Genomic DNA, 16,916 nt, shown 5'->3' with positions numbered 1-16,916 from the left:
CGCGTCGATCAGCCGCCGGTGTTGGCAGCGGGCTTCAGGCTGTTTCGGATAAAGGCGTCGTAGCAGCTTGTCAGCGTGATCCGGCTGTGAGCCGTTTCAAGGCTCGGCAGATAAAGCGACAGCAGCGTCTGGTTGACGTTGGTCACCGGGCAGGTCGGCACCAGCGCGACGTCGACCGCTTCGAGGGCGGCGCGAACATTTTCATCCGGCGGCGGAATGGCGCGGAAGGGATCTGCGCCGATCGCGACATGCAGCGGGGCACTGCGGTCCATCAGCCACGGAAAGGGATTGGTGAAGTCGACGTTGAAGATCGTCCGGAAGCGTACGCCGTTCGAAGCCTCGTAGGCCGTCAACGCGTCGACCGCTTCGTCGACATTCATCAGCCATCCCGTCTGAAAATCGAAGTCGCTGTAGAGCAGGAACGACGGCAACTCGCCAGTTTTGGCGAAGGCGTCGAATGCGGGACGCTCGGTCGCGTAGAGGATGCGCAGACGCTCGGCGCGCAGTGCCAGGATGGGCCGTACATTGACGGCGCCCATGGTTTTGAGGTTGCGGCTTTCCAACGGCACGTTGTTGACAGCCCCGATCCATGCGCGGGCGCTTTTTTGCACGACGGCTGTGGCCGGCGGCAGGGCTGCCGCGAGGGCGAGAACAGCGACTGCAACTGCGACAGGCCGTGTTTTGGCGGCTGCAACCTCATCGATCGCGAGCTTGAGGAGCAGCGGCAGCAGGAAGATGAACGCCTGGCTGCCGGTATTCTGACTTTCAAAGAGGATGCCAGCAACAACGAAGGCCGCCAGCCAGATAAACGGCTGGTCGAACATTCTGCCGAGCGCCGCCATTGACGGGCCTTTTCCAAGCTGACGCAGCGACTGGGCGAAGGGCGCAACCTGCGTGCCGAGGAGCACCAGGCACAGCAACCCCGCCGGGATCAGCAGACCGGCATTGAGGGAGGCGGCCTGCAGCAGCCGCGGCAGTAAGCTGCCGTCATTGACGGAAAGCAGCGCCAGGATATCGAAAAGATAGGCAGAGACGCCGCCCAGGGCGAGCTCGACGCTCGCGAGGATGGCGATGACAACGAGCCCCGCCACGATAGCCGACCGGAACGGCAGGCGCCCCGCAGCAAAGGCCATGAGGCACATGAGCGTGCCGGCAACCGCGCCGGTGATCTTGACGAAGAACAGTGCCGCCATGGCGCCGGCGACCGTCGCGACGAGCAGCCGACGATCGCGTACGTGGACAAGTGCGGCTGCGAGTACATAGAGAAGCTGGCAGACCTGGCGGTTGTAGATGCCGAAACCGTCGGAGCCGGGGTAGGGGTAGAAGTCGCCGGTGTTGAACGGCAGCGCCGAAAACACCAGGAACGGCAGCAGGATCGCATAGGCGACTGCCGTCGAACGCTTCTGGACATCGGTGACCACCAGCGCGATCAGCGGCCCACTGACGAGAAGCAGGCACCAGCTCGCCAGGAGCAGCGGCTGGCCGTTCGGAAAGATGCCCTGCAGGGCGGCGAAGAGATAGTAGCCGAGGGCGCCGACGGGGGTGAAGAAATCGACCGACGGGATCTGGCCGTCGCGGATACGATTGGCGGCATCGAGATAGAGATAGTGGTCCCAGAACATCGGACCGATCGGCTGCGGGATCGTGAAGCTGAGCAGAACCGCGAGCACACCGAGCACAAGGGCAAGCAACAGAAGCGGAGATCGAGCGAGAGGAATGACCGCGCCGGTAGACTTTGCCGGTGTGTCGATGTCAGTGCGGCTGTGCATTGCGGCTTGATCCCCCGAAGGAGCGATGCACCCGCACGGCTTTGCTGACACAGGCTCCGCGCCTTCTTATGCCATCATCCGGTTTTAAGCCGGTTAATGCGACGTGATTGTGAGAATTATGCTTCTCGCAATATGTTGCTGCTAGCACCGCGCCGAATCGAAAGGCGATTTTGTACTTGAGCCGATTCCGATCTAAGGAATTGTGCAGTGGGCGTGAGCCTGGAAGAGACCAAGGAGAGATATATGGAACGGACGTGCCTGGCCATCGTTTTGGCTGCGGGTGAAAGCACGCGGATGAAATCGTCCATGTCGAAGGTGCTGCATCCGGTGGCGGGCCGGCCGATGATCGCCCACGTCGTCGAGGCGCTCTCAAACGCTTCCATCTCGGATATCGCTCTCGTCGTCGGCCGCGACGCCGACGCGGTCTCGGCTGCCGCCGACATCGGCGGCGTGTCGGTTTCGTCCTATCTGCAGAAGGAACGGCTCGGCACCGGCCATGCGGTGCTTGCTGCCCGCGACGCCATCGCAAAGGGTTTCGACGACATTCTCGTCGTTTTTGGCGATACGCCGCTGATCCAGCCTGAACCACTTCGGGCCGCTCGCGAGGGACTTGCGGCCGGCAACGATGTGGTGGTGATCGGCTTCGAGGCGGCAGACCCGTCGGGCTACGGCCGCCTGATCGTCAAGGACGGCGCGCTGCTCGCCATTCGCGAGCACAAGGACGCAACGGAAGAAGAGCGCCGCATCACCTATTGCAACGGCGGCCTGATGGCGATCGACGGTCGCAAGGCACTCGATCTTCTCGGCCGCATCGGTAACGCCAACGTCAAGGGCGAGTATTACCTGACCGACCTCGTGGAGATCGTCCGCGACATCGGTGGGCAGGCGATTGCCGTCGAGGCCCCCGAAGAAGAACTGACGGGCTGCAACACGCGCGCCGAGCTCGCCTTCATCGAGCGGCTTTGGCAGCAGCGCCGCCGCCACGAGCTGATGCTGTCGGGCGTATCGATGATCGCGCCGGAAACCGTGTTTCTCGCCTGGGATACCGCGCTGGAGCAGGATGTCCTGGTCGAGCCGAATGTCGTCTTCGGCCCGGGCGTGCGCGTCGAAAGCGGCGCGATCATTCATGCCTTCTCGCATGTCGAGGGTGCGACGGTGCGCGCCGGCGCGACGGTCGGTCCGTACGCACGCCTGCGCCCGGGTGCCGATCTCGGCGAAAACTCCAAGGTCGGCAATTTCTGCGAGGTCAAGAAGGCTGAGATTGGCGCCGGCGCCAAGGTCAATCACCTGACCTATATCGGCGATGCCTTCGTCGGCGCAGGCACCAACATCGGCGCCGGCACGATCACCTGCAATTACGATGGTGTGAACAAGCACGAAACGCGGATCGGCGAAAATGCCTTTATCGGCTCGAACTCGTCTCTGGTTGCGCCGGTCAACGTCGGTGACGGCGCCCTGGTCGCCTCCGGCAGCGTCATCACCGAGGATGTGCCGGCCGACGCCGTCGCCTTTGGCCGCGCGCGCCAGGAGATCAAGCCCGGCCGGGCGCGGCTGCTGCGCGAGCGGTACGAGGCGGTGAAGGCGGCCAAGAAGGCGGCGAAGGCTGCCGGTTAGGCCCGTGGTGCCCGCGTGTCCGCGGGTTAGCCTCGGATTTGCTGCATGTCGCTTGATTCCGCTAGGATTCGCGGGAACATGCGGCGGCGTTAAACATTGAAATCGAAAGTGAAATCGGGGCGGATTGCCTCGACCGGCAAATGCTTTACCAAGACAGCGCGCCGGGCGGCATTTCCGCCCTCGTTGAACAGGGGCGCCCATCGCGGCGCGGGGACGAATTCGGAGACGACTATGTGCGGTATTGTAGGCATCGTTGGCAACCAGCCGGTATCGGAACGACTGGTCGATGCGCTGAAGCGCTTGGAATACCGCGGTTATGATTCCGCCGGTGTCGCCACCGTCATTGGCGGCAAGCTGGAGCGCCGGCGCGCCGAGGGCAAGCTCGTTAATCTGGAGATCAGGCTGCGCGAAGAGCCGCTCGCCGGCACGATCGGCATTGCCCACACGCGCTGGGCAACCCATGGCGCGCCGACCGAACGCAACGCCCACCCGCATTTCACCGACGGGGTCGCCGTCGTCCACAACGGCATCATTGAGAACTTCGCCGAGCTGAAGGACGAACTGATCGCCAGTGGCGCAAAGTTCGAGACGGACACCGACACCGAGGTCGTGGCCCATCTGCTCTCCAAGTTCCGCCGCGAGGGCCTCGGCCGGCGCGAAGCCATGCACGCGATGCTGAAGCGCGTCACCGGTGCCTATGCACTGGCGGTGCTCTTCCAGGACGATCCTTCGACGATCATGGCGGCGCGTAACGGCCCGCCGCTTGCGATCGGTCACGGCCGCGGCGAAATGTTCCTCGGCTCCGACGCGATCGCGCTTGCGCCCTTCACCAACGAGATCACCTATCTGATCGACGGCGACTGGGCGGTGATCGGGGCGAACGGCGTGCATATCTTCGATCTCGACGGTAACGTCGTCGACCGGCCGAAGCAGCTCTCGACGGCTGCCGCCTACATGATCGACAAGGGCAACCACCGGCACTTCATGGAGAAGGAGATCTATGAGCAGCCGGAGGTGATCGCGCACGCGCTCAGCCACTACATCGATTTTGCCGGCAACCGCATCAAGGCGCTCTCAGGCACGATCGATTTCGCCAAGGTTCCGAGCCTTGCGATTTCCGCCTGCGGCACCGCCTATCTCGCTGGCCTCGTCGGCAAGTACTGGTTTGAGCGTTACGCCCGCCTGCCGGTGGAAATCGATGTCGCGTCCGAGTTCCGCTACCGCGAGATCCCGCTGCCTCCCCAGGCGGCCGCGTTGTTCATCTCTCAATCCGGCGAAACCGCTGATACGCTGGCCTCGCTGCGCTACTGCAAGGATCTCGGCCTGAAGATCGGCGCCGTCGTCAACACGCGCGAATCGACCATCGCGCGTGAATCCGACGCGGTCTTCCCGATCCTTGCCGGTCCGGAAATCGGTGTCGCCTCGACCAAGGCCTTCACCTGCCAGCTCGCAGTGCTGGCGTCGCTCGCGATCGGCGCCGGTCGCGCCCGCGGCACGGTGAGTGCTGAGGAAGAGCAGGTCTTGGTTCGCTATCTCTCGGAAATGCCGCGTATCATGGGGCAGGTGCTGAACGCCGTTCAGCCGAAGATCGAGCTTCTTTCGCGCGAGCTGTCGAAGTGCCGCGACGTTCTCTACCTCGGCCGCGGCACCAGCTTCCCGCTGGCGATGGAGGGGGCGCTCAAGCTCAAGGAGATCTCCTATATCCATGCGGAAGGTTATGCCGCCGGCGAACTGAAGCATGGACCGATCGCGCTGATTGACGAGAACATGCCGGTTATCGTCATCGCGCCGCACGACCGCTTCTACGAGAAGACCGTTTCCAACATGCAGGAAGTCGCGGCCCGCGGCGGCCGGATCATTCTCATCACCGACGAGAAGGGCGCCGCCGCCTCGAAGCTCGAGACCATGGCGACGATCGTGCTGCCTGATGTCGATGAGGTCATCGCGCCGATGATCTTCTCGCTGCCGATCCAGCTCCTTGCCTATCACACGGCGGTGTTCATGGGCACCGACGTCGACCAGCCCCGCAACCTCGCCAAATCGGTGACCGTCGAATGATCTATGTCCGGCACGAGCGCCCCGGCGACGAAGCGGCGATACATGCCGTGACCGCGGCCGCCTTCGAAGGGCATCCGCACAGCGACCAGAGCGAACCCTTCATCATCGAGCGACTGCGTGAGTCCGGTGCGCTGAGTGTGTCGCTGGTCGCCGAGATGAACGAGGAAATCGTCGGGCACATCGCCTTTTCGCCCGTCACTCTGACGCCGGAAGAGCCCGGCTGGTTCGGGCTCGGGCCGGTCTCGGTCAAGCCGGACGTTCAGGCCCAGGGCATCGGCCGACAGCTGATCCTCGAGGGGCTCGAATGGCTGCGGGCGGAAGGGGCCGCCGGCTGCGTCGTGGTCGGCGATCCGGCCTTGTATCAAAAGTTCGGTTTCCGTAACGAATCGGCTCTTGTATTCCCCGGTTGTGCGCCGCAATATTTCATGGCGCTGGCTCTCTCCGGCGCGATGGCGGCCGGCACGGTCGCCTATCATCCGGCCTTCGGCGTCGAGTGAGGTTGAGACGGAAGAAGCATGACGGAACATTCGAAACGCGGCTATATCGGCACCCGGCTGCGCAACTACTTCCTGACGGGTTTGATCATCTGCGCACCGGTCGCGATCACCGTCTGGCTCGTGCGCACCTTCATCGACTGGGCCGACGGTTGGGTGAAGCCCTACCTGCCGAACTTCTATAATCCGGACACCTATTCGCCCGTGGCCATTCCCGGCTTCGGTCTGCTCGTCGCTATTTTCGTGATCACCTTCGTCGGTTTCATGACCGCAAACCTCGTCGGTCGGTCGATCGTGAATTTCGCCGAGTCGCTCCTCAATCGGACGCCTCTCGTCCGCACGATCTACAAGTCCACCAAGCAGATATTCCAGACGGTGCTGCAGGAACAGTCCTCCTCCTTCAAGAAGGCCGGGCTGATCGAGTATCCGAGCCCGGGCATCTGGTCGCTGGTGTTCATCGCAACGGATGTGAAAGGCGAGATCGCCTCGAAATTCAAGGAACGCGGCATGGACATGGTCGCGGTCTTCCTGCCGCCGACCCCGATCCCGACGGCGGGGTTCCTGCTGTTCATCCCGCGCGACAAGATCATCCCGCTTGACATGAGCGCGGAGGACGCGGCGAAGCTCCTGATCTCGGGGGGCCTCGTGACGCCCGACCAGAAGCCGCTCGCCAATGCACCTTTGAAAATCGGTCAGCAGAAGACTGAGATTCCCGTATCTTGATGCCGGGCCGCCGTGATCGTCGGTTTGGCAGGGTGGTCGATCAGCCGGCGCGCAGGAAGCGGATCGCCTCATCGCGGCGGTAGAGATAGAGCAGCGTGCGGAGCGCTTCGCCGCGCTCCGAAGTGAGGTCCGGATCGCGCTCGATCACGTAGGCGGCGTCCTTCCGCGCGATTTCGAGCAGATCGCCGTGGGCCTCCAGGCTGGCGATGCGAAAACCGGGCGTGCCTGACTGGCGCGTGCCGAGCAACTCGCCTTCGCCGCGCAGCTTCAGGTCCTCCTCGGCGATCAGGAAGCCGTCCTCGCTGTCGCGCAGGATCGAGAGCCGCGCGCGGCCGGTTTCGCCGAGCGGCCCCTTGTAGAGCAGGATGCACGTCGATGCCTCGTCGCCACGGCCGACGCGGCCGCGCAACTGGTGAAGCTGGGCAAGGCCGAAGCGTTCCGCATGCTCGATCACCATGATCGTTGCGTCGGGCACGTCGACGCCGACTTCCACGACTGTTGTCGCAACCAGCAGGCGGATCTCGCCGTTCTTGAAGGCGAGCATGACGGCGTCCTTCTCCGCCCCGTTCATACGGCCGTGTACCAGGCCGACATTGTTGCCGAAGCGCTTGGTGAGGCTTTCGTATCGTTCTTCGGCCGACATGACGTCGACGGCTTCGGACTCTTCCACGAGCGGGCAGATCCAGTAGGCCTTCTTGCCTTCGCGAAGCGCGGCGTCGAGCCGATCGACGATGTCGCCAACGCGCTCCGTCGGGATCGTCACCGTCTGGATCGGCTTGCGTCCGGCGGGCTTTTCCGTGAGCTTCGAAACGTCCATGTCGCCGAAGGCGGCAAGCACCAGCGTGCGCGGGATCGGCGTTGCCGTCATGACCAGCATATGCGGCGAGATGCCCTTGGCGGTCAGGCGCAGGCGCTGGTGAACGCCGAAGCGATGCTGTTCGTCCACCACCGCCAGTGTCAGCTCCTTGTAGCTCACCGTGTCCTGGAAAAGCGCATGCGTGCCGATCACCATGCGCGTTTCTCCGGACGCGATGCGCTCGAGAATGGCGTCGCGCTCCTTGCCCTTGGTGCGGCCGGTCAAAACGTCGATGGCGATGCCTGCGGGTGCGGCCATCCTTGCAAGCGTCGCATGGTGCTGGCGGGCGAGAATTTCGGTCGGCGCCATCAGCACCGCCTGACCGCCGGATTCGACGGCGGCGAGCATCGCCATCAGTGCCACCATCGTCTTGCCGGAGCCGACATCGCCTTGCAGCAGCCGGAGCATGCGCTCGGTGCCGGCCATGTCCTTCAGGATGTCGGCGATCGCCGTCGACTGACTGGCTGTCAAGGAAAAGGGAAGGGCGTCGATGACCGGACGGGAAAGCACACCGGTCGCGTGAACCGGTACTCCCGCGACCTTGCGCAGGCGCTGGCGAACGAGAGCCAGGGACAATTGCCCGGCGAGAAACTCGTCATAGGCGAGGCGGCGGCGGGCAGGTGCCTGCGGATCAAGGTCGGTCGCGTCGCGGGGATCATGCAGCGCGCGGAAGCTTTCGGCTGCGGTGCTGAAACCTTGTCGCGTCTGCAGCGCGTCGTCCATCCATTCGGGCATGTCCGGAACGCGGACGACGGCGGCCTCGATCGATTTCCGCAATATCCGGGGTGAAAGTCCTGCTGTCAGCCCGTAGACCGGCTCGACCAGCGGCAGGTTTTCCGCCTCGCTTGCCCGAACCGCATAGTCAGGGTGAACCATGGACGGGCGGCCGTTGAACCAGTCGACCTTGCCGCTGACGATGACAGTCTCATCGACCGGCAGCGATTTTTCCAGCCAGTTGCCCTTGACGCGGAAGTAGGTGAGCGCCAGCTCCCCGGTCTCGTCATGCAGGAAGACGCGATAGGGCAGGTTGGGCTTTCCGCGCGGGGGCGGCTGGTGGCGATCGACCCGACCGGTGATGGTGACGATAACCCCTTGAGGCGCGTGGGCGATGCCAGGCTGTTGGCGCCGGTCGATCAACGAATGCGGCGCGTGAAAAACGAGATCGACCACGCGGCAGTCTTCGATCGTCTCGCGACCGAGCAAACGGGCATAGAGTTCGCCGATCTTCGGGCCGATGCCTGGAAGCGTGTCGAGCGGGGAGAAGAGCGGATCTAGCAGGGCGGGGCGCATGGCGATGAAATTGCGATGATAATTCGGGCTTTGGCAAGGCTGACAATCGGCTATTCAGAGTTTATAGAGCCGTTGACGACAAACCGTACCCCAAAGGCCTCGCGCGTTCGTCCGAGCGTGCAGGCGTCATCGCGGGCGGCAGGAAGGAATTTCCCATGACCGGCATCTCTCGCACCAGCGCCGATCTCGATCCGCGTCGACGGCGGATCCTGTTTCGCGCCTGGCATCGCGGCATTCGCGAGATGGATTTGATCCTCGGGCAATTTGCAGAGGCTGAGCTCTCGACGCTTTCTGAAGCACAACTCGATGAACTCGAGACGATCATGGGCGAGGAAGACAACGATCTCGTCAAGTGGATCATCGGCGAACAGCCGGTGCCGGCTTGCTATCAGACGCAGATGTTTCAGCGCATCGCTGCCTATCGTCCGGATTTCGACAAGCTTCCCGAAGGGATGAAATAGACCGATGATGCTGGCTGGCCTTGATCCGAAGAAGATTGTCGAAGCACAGCGAGAGATCACGATCGGGCCGGTGCCCTCCGGGGCCGAGGCGCTGATCCTTGCTGAGCTCGCCCGCGCCGGCCAGCCGGTCGCCTACATTCTATCGGACGGCCAGCGGATCGCCGATCTTGAGCAGGTCCTCTCATTCGTCGCGCCCGACATTCCGGTGCTGACGCTTCCCGGCTGGGACTGCCTTCCCTATGACCGCGTCTCGCCGAGCGCCGACACGTCGGCACGGCGGCTGGCGGCGCTGAGCGCCTTGATTGCGCACAAGAAGAAGCCGCATGCGGCGATCGTGCTGGTGACGGTCAACGCCGCCCTCCAGAAGATCTCGCCGCAGGACGTGATCCAAAGCCTGGCGTTTTCGGCCCGTCCGGGCAATCAGGTGCGTATGGACGACATCGCGATGCGGCTGGAGCGCAACGGCTTCGAGCGTGTCGCGACCGTGCGTGAGGTTGGCGAATACGCAGTGCGCGGCGGCATCCTCGATGTCTTCGTGCCGGGGAGCGGCGAGCCGCTGCGCCTTGATTTCTTCGGCGATACGCTCGAAACAATCCGCTCGTTCGATCCTGCAAGTCAGCGCACGACCGGTCAGGTCCGCTCCCTCGATCTCAATCCGATGAGCGAGGTGTCGCTGACGCCCGAAACGATCAGCCATTTCCGCAAGCACTACCTGTCGCTGTTCGGCGCGACGACCCGCGACGACGCGCTTTACCAGGCTGTCTCCGAAGGCCGGCGCTATGCCGGCATGGAGCATTGGCTGCCGCTGTTCTATGACGGGCTGGAGACAGTCTTCGACTATCTCGACGGCTTCCGTATCGTCACCGATCATCTGGCGCGCGAAGCTGCGGCTGAGCGCTCGAAGCTCATTCTCGACTATTACGACGCCCGTTTGGCCTCGGCGTCTCCGGGCAAGGCGCAGGCCACCCAGGGTACGCCCTACAAGCCGGTTCCGCCGGAGCTGCTCTATCTGAGCTCGCAGGGCTTCAACGCCGGCCTGAGCTCACGCGACGCCATTCGCCTTTCGCCCTTCAACGAGCACGAGGGCGAGGCCCGCCAAGTCATCTCGGTCGATGCGCGCCAGGGCATGCGTTGGGCGAAGTCGGCGGGTGAGGGCGAAGCCGAAGACGAACGCGTCAACGTCTTCGATCAGGCGGTCAAGTACATCGCCGAGCGGCGCTCGAAGGGCGCCAAGGTGGTGATTTCAGGCTGGAGCGAAGGATCGCTCGATCGCCTGCTCCAGGTTCTCGCCGAACACGGTCTCGGCAACGTCAAGCCCATCAAGGCACTCGCCGAGATCAAGTCGCTGAAGCCGGGCGAGGCGGCCTCGGCCGTGCTCAGCATCGAAGCCGGTTTCGAGACGGGCGATCTCGTCATCATCGGCGAACAGGATATTCTGGGCGACCGCATGGTCCGCCGCTCGAAGCGGCGCAAGCGCGGCGCCGACTTCATCGCCGAGGTGGCTGGTCTCGACGAGGGCAGCTATGTCGTGCACGCCGAACACGGCATCGGCCGTTTCGTCGGCCTGCGCACCATCGAGGCGGTCGGCGCCCCGCATGATTGCCTCGAGCTCGTCTATGCCGACGATGCCAAGCTGTTCCTGCCGGTCGAAAACATCGAGCTTCTGTCGCGCTACGGTTCAGAAGGCACCGATGCGATCCTCGACAAGCTCGGCGGCGTCGCCTGGCAGGCGCGCAAGGCCAAGCTCAAGAAGCGGCTGCTCGATATGGCGGGCGGCCTCATTCGCATCGCCGCCGAACGCCATACGCGCCGGGCGCCGGTGCTCGCCGCACAGGACGGCGTCTATGATGAGTTTGCCGCTCGCTTCCCCTATGACGAGACCGAAGACCAGCTGAACTCGATCGAGGCGGTGCGGGAAGATCTCGGCAGCGGCCGTCCGATGGACCGCCTCGTCTGCGGCGACGTCGGCTTCGGCAAGACGGAAGTGGCGCTTCGTGCCGCCTTCATCGCTGCCATGAACGGCGTACAGGTCGCGGTCGTCGTGCCGACGACGCTGCTTGCCCGCCAGCACTTCAAGACCTTTTCCGAACGGTTCCGTGGGCTGCCGATCCGCATCCAGCAGGCGTCGCGCCTCGTCGGTTCCAAGGAACTGGCGCTGACGAAGAAGGAAGTGGCCGATGGCAAGACCGATGTCGTCGTCGGTACGCATGCGCTGCTCGGCACGTCGGTCAACTTTGCCAATCTCGGCCTCTTGATCATCGACGAAGAGCAGCACTTCGGCGTCAAGCACAAGGAGCGGCTGAAGGAGCTGAAGACCGACGTGCACGTGTTGACGCTTTCGGCGACGCCGATCCCGCGCACGCTGCAGCTTGCCCTGACCGGGGTGCGTGAACTGTCGCTGATCACGACGCCGCCGGTCGACCGCATGGCGGTGCGCACCTTCATCTCGCCCTTCGATGCGCTGGTGATCCGGGAAACGCTGATGCGCGAGCACTATCGCGGCGGCCAGAGCTTCTATGTCTGCCCGCGTCTGAGCGACTTGTCGGAGATCGATGATTTCCTGAAATCGGACACTCCGGAGCTGAAGGTAGCCGTCGCCCACGGCCAGATGCCGGCAACCGAGCTCGAAGACATCATGAACGCCTTCTATGACGGCCGTTACGATGTGCTGCTGTCGACGACGATCGTCGAATCCGGTCTCGACGTACCGACGGCCAACACGCTGATCGTGCACCGCGCCGACATGTTCGGTCTCGCCCAGCTCTACCAGCTTCGCGGCCGCGTCGGCCGCTCGAAGGTGCGCGCCTTTGCACTGTTCACGCTGCCGGTCAACAAGACGCTGACGGGCATGGCCGAACGCCGGCTGAAGGTGCTGCAGTCGCTCGACACGCTTGGTGCCGGTTTCCAGCTCGCAAGTCACGACCTCGATATCCGCGGTGCTGGCAACCTGCTCGGCGAGGAACAGTCGGGCCATATCAAGGAGGTTGGCTTCGAGCTTTACCAGCAGATGCTCGAGGAAGCGGTCGCCGAACTCAAGGGTGAGGAAGAAATCCACGACACCGGCTGGTCGCCGCAGATTTCGGTCGGAACGCCCGTCATGATCCCGGAACACTACGTTCCGGATCTGCATCTGAGGCTCGGCCTTTATCGTCGTCTCGGCGAACTGACGGACTTGAAGGAGATCGACGGCTTCGGCGCCGAGATGATCGACCGCTTCGGTCCGCTGCCGATCGAGGTCCAGCATCTCTTGAAGATCGTCTACATCAAGTCGCTCTGCCGCACGGCGAATGTCGAGAAGCTCGATGCCGGGCCGAAGGGCGTCGTCGTGCAGTTCCGCAACAAGGAATTCCCGAACCCTGCGGCACTGGTGGGTTACATCGCCAAGCAGGGCACGCTTTCGAAGATCCGGCCCGACCAGAGCATCTTCTTCCAGCGCGAACTGGCGACGCCGGAAAAGCGCCTGTCCGGTGCAGCAATGGTGATGACGCAGCTCGCCGGGCTGGCGAAATAAGAAAAAACCGTACTGCCGCGTGGTGCGGCAGTACGGTCAAGGTCTGTCGAGCAAGTCTGTTTCAGGTCGTGCCGAGATCAGTTCGGCTTGCCGCTCGCCTTCATCTCGGCGATTTCGCGCAGCGCATTCGTCAATACATCGACCGATTGCGCGCCCATCACGGCATATTGTCCTTCGAGGATGAAGCAGGGAACGCCGGTCACGCCCATCTCGCGGGCCATGCCAACCTCTTCCTTGACCGCATCCTTGTCGGCATCGGAGCCAAGCAGAGCCGCAACGACGGGGCGATCGAGCCCTGCTTGCTCGGCGATATCGAGCAGGACCGCGTGATCACCGACATTGCGGCCTTCTTCGAAATTGGCCTTGAACAGCAAGCCGACGACGGCCGACTGCGCCTGCTCGCCGTTGGTCGCGGCCCAGCGGACAAGCCGATGAGCGTCAAGCGTGTTCGGGCTGATCTTCACCGCATCGAAGTCGAAGGCGATGCCGTCGGCATTGCCGAGTTCGCGCAGCGTGTCGTGGGCGCGATCGACGGCCGCCTGGCCGCCGAGCTTCTCGGCAAGATGCCGCTTGTGATCGATCCCTTCGGGCGGCAGGTCGGGATTGAGCTGGTAGGGGCGCCAGTTGACCGTGACCAGCACGTCCGGAAGATTGGCAATCGCCTGGTCGAGCCGCGCCTTGCCGAGATAACACCAGGGACAAACAACGTCCGAGACAATATCGATGCTGACGGTTTGCATGGTGTGGGCGCCTTTCCTTGTTCGGTTGAAGGCGAGATAAGCCGGTTTCATCCGGCTTTCAATGCGTTACCAAAAGGGAACCAACCCTCTATTGTGCGTTTTGATCCCACCAGGTCGGAAGCTGGTAGCCGTAGAGCGGCATGGTATCGGGCCGGCCGATATGCTTGCGTCGCGCCACCCACTGTGCGTCGAGGTGATAGAGCGGCACCAGATAGGAATTGTTGACGAGCAACCGGTCATGCGCACGCACCGCCGCCGTGAAGTCTTCGCTCGTGCGGGCCTGCAGGATGTTATTGACCATCCGGTCGACGTCCTTGTCGGCGACGCCGGCGAAGTTGTCGCTGCCCTGCCGGTCGCGCGCCTGTGAGGTCCAGCGCCCGGCCTGCTCGATGCCGGGTGACAGCGTCGAGGGGAAGGATTTGATGATCACGTCGTAGTCGAAGGACTGGCTGCGCTGCTGGTACTGCGAATCGTCGACAGTGCGCACGGACGCCTGGATGCCGAGAGGTGCGAGAAATCGCTGGTAGGCGAGGGCGATTTTTTCCTGGCCGGCATTCTGGCTCATGATCTCGAACGCGAGCGGTTTGCCCTGCGGGTCGACCATCTTGCCGTCCTTGATCTGATAGCCGGCCTCGCGCATCAGAGAGACGGCAACACGCAGCACGTTGCGATCGCGCCCGGACGCGTCGGTCACCGGCAGGCGATAGGTGCCGTCGAGGATCGCCGGGTTGATTCGATCGCGGGCGTCGCCGATCAGGCCGAGTTCGCGGTCGTCGGCCGGTGCGCCGAGAAAGCTCAGCGCCGAGTTCTGCCAGTAGCTCTGCGTGCGCGTATAGGCGCTGTCGAAGAGGTTCTTGTTGACCCACTCGAAGTCGAAGACCAGCGCCAGGCCCTGGCGGAGCTTCAAGTTGTCGAACATTGGCCTGCGGGTATTGAAGACGATGCCGAGCATGCCGGACGGCGTCTTCGGCGTGAAGGTTTCCTTGACGACCTCGCCGGAACGAACCGCCGGGAAATCGTAGCCGCGCGCCCACTTGGTGGCGCTGCCTTCCGGATAGATGTCGATCTCGCCCTTCTTGAAGGCTTCGAACAGCGAGTTCTCCTGGAGGAAATACTCCACGGAGATCTCGTCGTAATTGTCCTGGCCGACCTTCGAGGGCAGGTCCTTGGCCCAATAGTCCGGGTTTCGCTTGTAGACGATGCGCTCGCCCGGTTTCACCTCTGCGACGCGGTAGGGGCCGGAGCCGAGCGGCGGCTTCAGCGTGGTCTGGTCGAAGGTCGCAAGGTCGATGGCATGTTTCGGCAGCACCGGCGACAGGCCGAGCAGGAGCGGCAGCTCGCGGTCGGCATCCTCGGTGAAGGTAAAGCGCACGCTGCGCTCCCCGACCTTTTCGAGCTTCGCCACCTTGGCCATGCGGTTGCTGAAGGGGACACGCCCCTTGTCACGCAGCAGCTCGAAGCTGAAGATCACGTCCTCGGCGGTAACAGGTTGCCCGTCGGCCCAGCGGGCCTTCGGGTTGAGATTGAACTGGATGAAGGTCCGGTCGTCATCCCACTCCACTGTTTCGGCGAGCAGGCCATACATGGTGAAGGCCTCGTCGCGCGAACGCTGCATCAGCGATTCGTAGACGAGGTTGCCGTATTCCGGATCCCACATGCCGCGCGCGGTGGTGCGCATGCTCTTCAGGATGAAGGGATTGAGGCTGTCGAAGCTGCCGACGACGCCATAGGAGATCTTTCCACCCTTTTTTACGTCCGGATTGACGTAGGGAAAGTTCTTGAAATCGGCAGGCAGCGCCGGCTCTCCGTGCATGGCAATGGCATGCACGGGAGCGGCTGCCGCAGCAGTGCCGAATGAAGTGGCGGTCAGGATCAGCGCCAGACCGGAAAGAATTGCACGCAAGGTCACCTCCCGTGAGGGGTATCAACAGGCCGATTCCCCGAACGTTACCAATGCCGACGGATGAATCCAACCGATCCGCGGTCCAAATTCCGCCTAGTATGAAGTCAAAAAATGACAGGAAACACTGGATAATCGAAGCGAGCCAATGTAACAGGTGTTTCCGGAAACGGGGTCATGCATTTGCCTTATTTGGCCAACAGGACAACGGCGGCTGACGATACTCACCTGCGGAACAACTGTTCCGTTACCGGATTTCAGGAGACGGAATCACAATGATCTTCAAGTCGAATATTGCAAAACGTTCGGGCATGGCAGCGCTGGCGCTCACTGTAGCTGCTGCGGGCGTTCCGAGCGTTGCGTCTGCACAGCAGGCTGGCGGCAAGCCGCCGCAGGGCTGGTTCAAGGTTTGCACCAAGCAGGAAGACAACGATGTCTGCATCGTTCAGAACCTGCTGACCGCCAACAACGGCCAGCTCGTGACCGCTGTCGGCCTCATCACCGTCTCCGGCAAGGTCAACCGCAAGATCATGCAGGTTTCCGTACCGTCCGCGCGCCTCATTCCGACCGGCGTTCAGATGCAGATCGACGGCGGCAAGCCGGTCAAGCTCGACTACGCCATCTGCATGCCCGACAAGTGCGTTGCAGAAGCGCCGCTTTCCGACCAGCTGATCGCCAGCCTGAAGAAGGGCAATGAGGTCGTCTTCACCTCGGTCAACTTCCAGCGCGCTCCGAACCCGATCAAGATGGCCCTGACGGGCTTCACCGGTGTGTTCGACGGCGAGCCGATCGAGCAGTCGCAGCTCGAAGAGCGTCAGCGCCTGCTGCAGGAAGAAATGCAGAAGAAGGCCGAGGACGCGCGCAAGAAGCTTGAAGAAGCCCAGAAGGCTGCCAAGCAGAACTAAGCGGTCCTCCGCAAACTCATGAAGAAACGCCCGGACCTCGCGGTCCGGGCGTTTTCATTTGTTCGAGAGCGCAGTGCCTTAGTGCCGGAACGTCGCCTTGGGCCTGTAGTGGCCGACGCCATCCTTGTCGAACAGGGCATCGACTTGCGCGTGGCGCATCGGCCGGTCGCTGTCGTCGAATTCCAGGTTCTGCTCGGAGACGTAGGCGACATACTCGCTGTCGTCGTTCTCGGCGAACAGGTGATAGAAGGGCTGATCCTTGCTCGGGCGGATCTCCTGCGGAATGGCGTTCCACCACTCCTCGGTGTTGGCGTATTCCGGGTCGACGTCGAAAATGACGCCGCGGAACGGGAAAACCCGATGGCGAACCACCTGTCCGATCTCGAATTTGGCGTTTCTCTGTTTCATGACGCAACACATCCTTTCAGGAGATTATCTGGGTTGGCGAACCCAAAACATCAATAGGGAATTCCCTACGCCCTCCATTGATCGATCTCGCCGCGCGTGTCCCGCGGACGCGCAAAAGTTGTTGGCAACATAATATCACACAATTCGACGGTTTCGTGCCGCTCCTTGTTCAGGGCGCTCGCAATCG

The 16,916-nt window shown here is 62.9% G+C and carries 12 protein-coding genes; 7 read left to right on the top strand and 5 right to left on the bottom strand.

Annotated features, from left to right (window positions below; translation table 11 throughout):
- Positions 1-8 precede the first annotated feature (8 nt).
- Positions 9-1,769, bottom strand: a complete 1,761-nt coding sequence (locus OVA00_RS30160) for a hypothetical protein (RefSeq protein WP_268090206.1) — start codon at positions 1,767-1,769, stop codon at positions 9-11.
- A gap of 243 nt (positions 1,770-2,012) precedes the next feature.
- Here OVA00_RS30160 and glmU point away from each other — a divergent pair, with 243 nt between their 5' ends.
- The 4 genes from glmU (at position 2,013) to OVA00_RS30140 (ending at position 6,658) form a co-directional block, all read left to right on the top strand.
- Positions 2,013-3,383 carry a bifunctional UDP-N-acetylglucosamine diphosphorylase/glucosamine-1-phosphate N-acetyltransferase GlmU gene (gene glmU, locus OVA00_RS30155; RefSeq protein WP_268090205.1) on the top strand — a complete coding sequence of 457 codons (1,371 nt, stop codon included), beginning with the start codon at positions 2,013-2,015 and terminating at the stop codon, positions 3,381-3,383.
- A 231-nt stretch (positions 3,384-3,614) separates the two neighbouring features.
- Positions 3,615-5,441, top strand: a complete 1,827-nt coding sequence (gene glmS, locus OVA00_RS30150; RefSeq protein ID WP_268090203.1) for a glutamine--fructose-6-phosphate transaminase (isomerizing) — start codon at positions 3,615-3,617, stop codon at positions 5,439-5,441.
- Positions 5,441-5,938 (top strand): GNAT family N-acetyltransferase, encoded by a 498-nt coding sequence (locus OVA00_RS30145; RefSeq protein WP_060582204.1) that lies wholly within the window; start codon positions 5,441-5,443, stop codon positions 5,936-5,938. The genes glmS and OVA00_RS30145 overlap by 1 nt, the downstream gene beginning before the upstream one ends.
- Before the next feature lie 18 nt (positions 5,939-5,956).
- A complete protein-coding gene (locus OVA00_RS30140; protein ID WP_034791018.1) occupies positions 5,957-6,658 on the top strand; it encodes a DUF502 domain-containing protein in 702 nt (233 codons plus the stop codon).
- A gap of 40 nt (positions 6,659-6,698) precedes the next feature.
- On the opposite strand, the gene recG is transcribed toward OVA00_RS30140, so the two are convergent.
- Positions 6,699-8,804 carry an ATP-dependent DNA helicase RecG gene (recG, locus tag OVA00_RS30135; RefSeq protein ID WP_268090201.1) on the bottom strand — a complete coding sequence of 702 codons (2,106 nt, stop codon included), beginning with the start codon at positions 8,802-8,804 and terminating at the stop codon, positions 6,699-6,701.
- 155 nt (positions 8,805-8,959) lie between these two features.
- Here recG and OVA00_RS30130 point away from each other — a divergent pair, with 155 nt between their 5' ends.
- Together OVA00_RS30130 and mfd are read left to right on the top strand one after the other, a co-directional pair.
- The gene (locus tag OVA00_RS30130; protein ID WP_034791024.1) at positions 8,960-9,265 is read left to right on the top strand and encodes an FAD assembly factor SdhE; all 306 of its coding nucleotides are present in this window, start codon (positions 8,960-8,962) and stop codon (positions 9,263-9,265) included.
- A gap of 7 nt (positions 9,266-9,272) precedes the next feature.
- Positions 9,273-12,776 (top strand): transcription-repair coupling factor, encoded by a 3,504-nt coding sequence (gene mfd / locus OVA00_RS30125; RefSeq protein ID WP_268090199.1) that lies wholly within the window; start codon positions 9,273-9,275, stop codon positions 12,774-12,776.
- A gap of 77 nt (positions 12,777-12,853) precedes the next feature.
- Here mfd and OVA00_RS30120 read toward each other — a convergent pair whose 3' ends face one another.
- Positions 12,854-13,516 (bottom strand): DsbA family oxidoreductase, encoded by a 663-nt coding sequence (locus tag OVA00_RS30120; protein ID WP_060517076.1) that lies wholly within the window; start codon positions 13,514-13,516, stop codon positions 12,854-12,856.
- A gap of 88 nt (positions 13,517-13,604) precedes the next feature.
- Positions 13,605-15,419 carry an extracellular solute-binding protein gene (locus OVA00_RS30115; RefSeq protein WP_082572999.1) on the bottom strand — a complete coding sequence of 605 codons (1,815 nt, stop codon included), beginning with the start codon at positions 15,417-15,419 and terminating at the stop codon, positions 13,605-13,607.
- A 272-nt stretch (positions 15,420-15,691) separates the two neighbouring features.
- Here OVA00_RS30115 and OVA00_RS30110 point away from each other — a divergent pair, with 272 nt between their 5' ends.
- The gene (locus OVA00_RS30110; RefSeq protein ID WP_034791027.1) at positions 15,692-16,321 is read left to right on the top strand and encodes an invasion associated locus B family protein; all 630 of its coding nucleotides are present in this window, start codon (positions 15,692-15,694) and stop codon (positions 16,319-16,321) included.
- Between the two features lie 78 nt (positions 16,322-16,399).
- On the opposite strand, the gene hspQ is transcribed toward OVA00_RS30110, so the two are convergent.
- A complete protein-coding gene (hspQ, locus tag OVA00_RS30105; protein WP_034791060.1) occupies positions 16,400-16,729 on the bottom strand; it encodes a heat shock protein HspQ in 330 nt (109 codons plus the stop codon).
- Positions 16,730-16,916 lie beyond the last annotated feature (187 nt).

The organism is Ensifer sp. SL37 (assembly GCF_026672675.1).
GTDB lineage: Bacteria > Pseudomonadota > Alphaproteobacteria > Rhizobiales > Rhizobiaceae > Ensifer > Ensifer adhaerens.
Note: the sequence above shows the minus strand (reverse complement) of the source record. Positions and strands in the feature narration are given on the sequence as shown.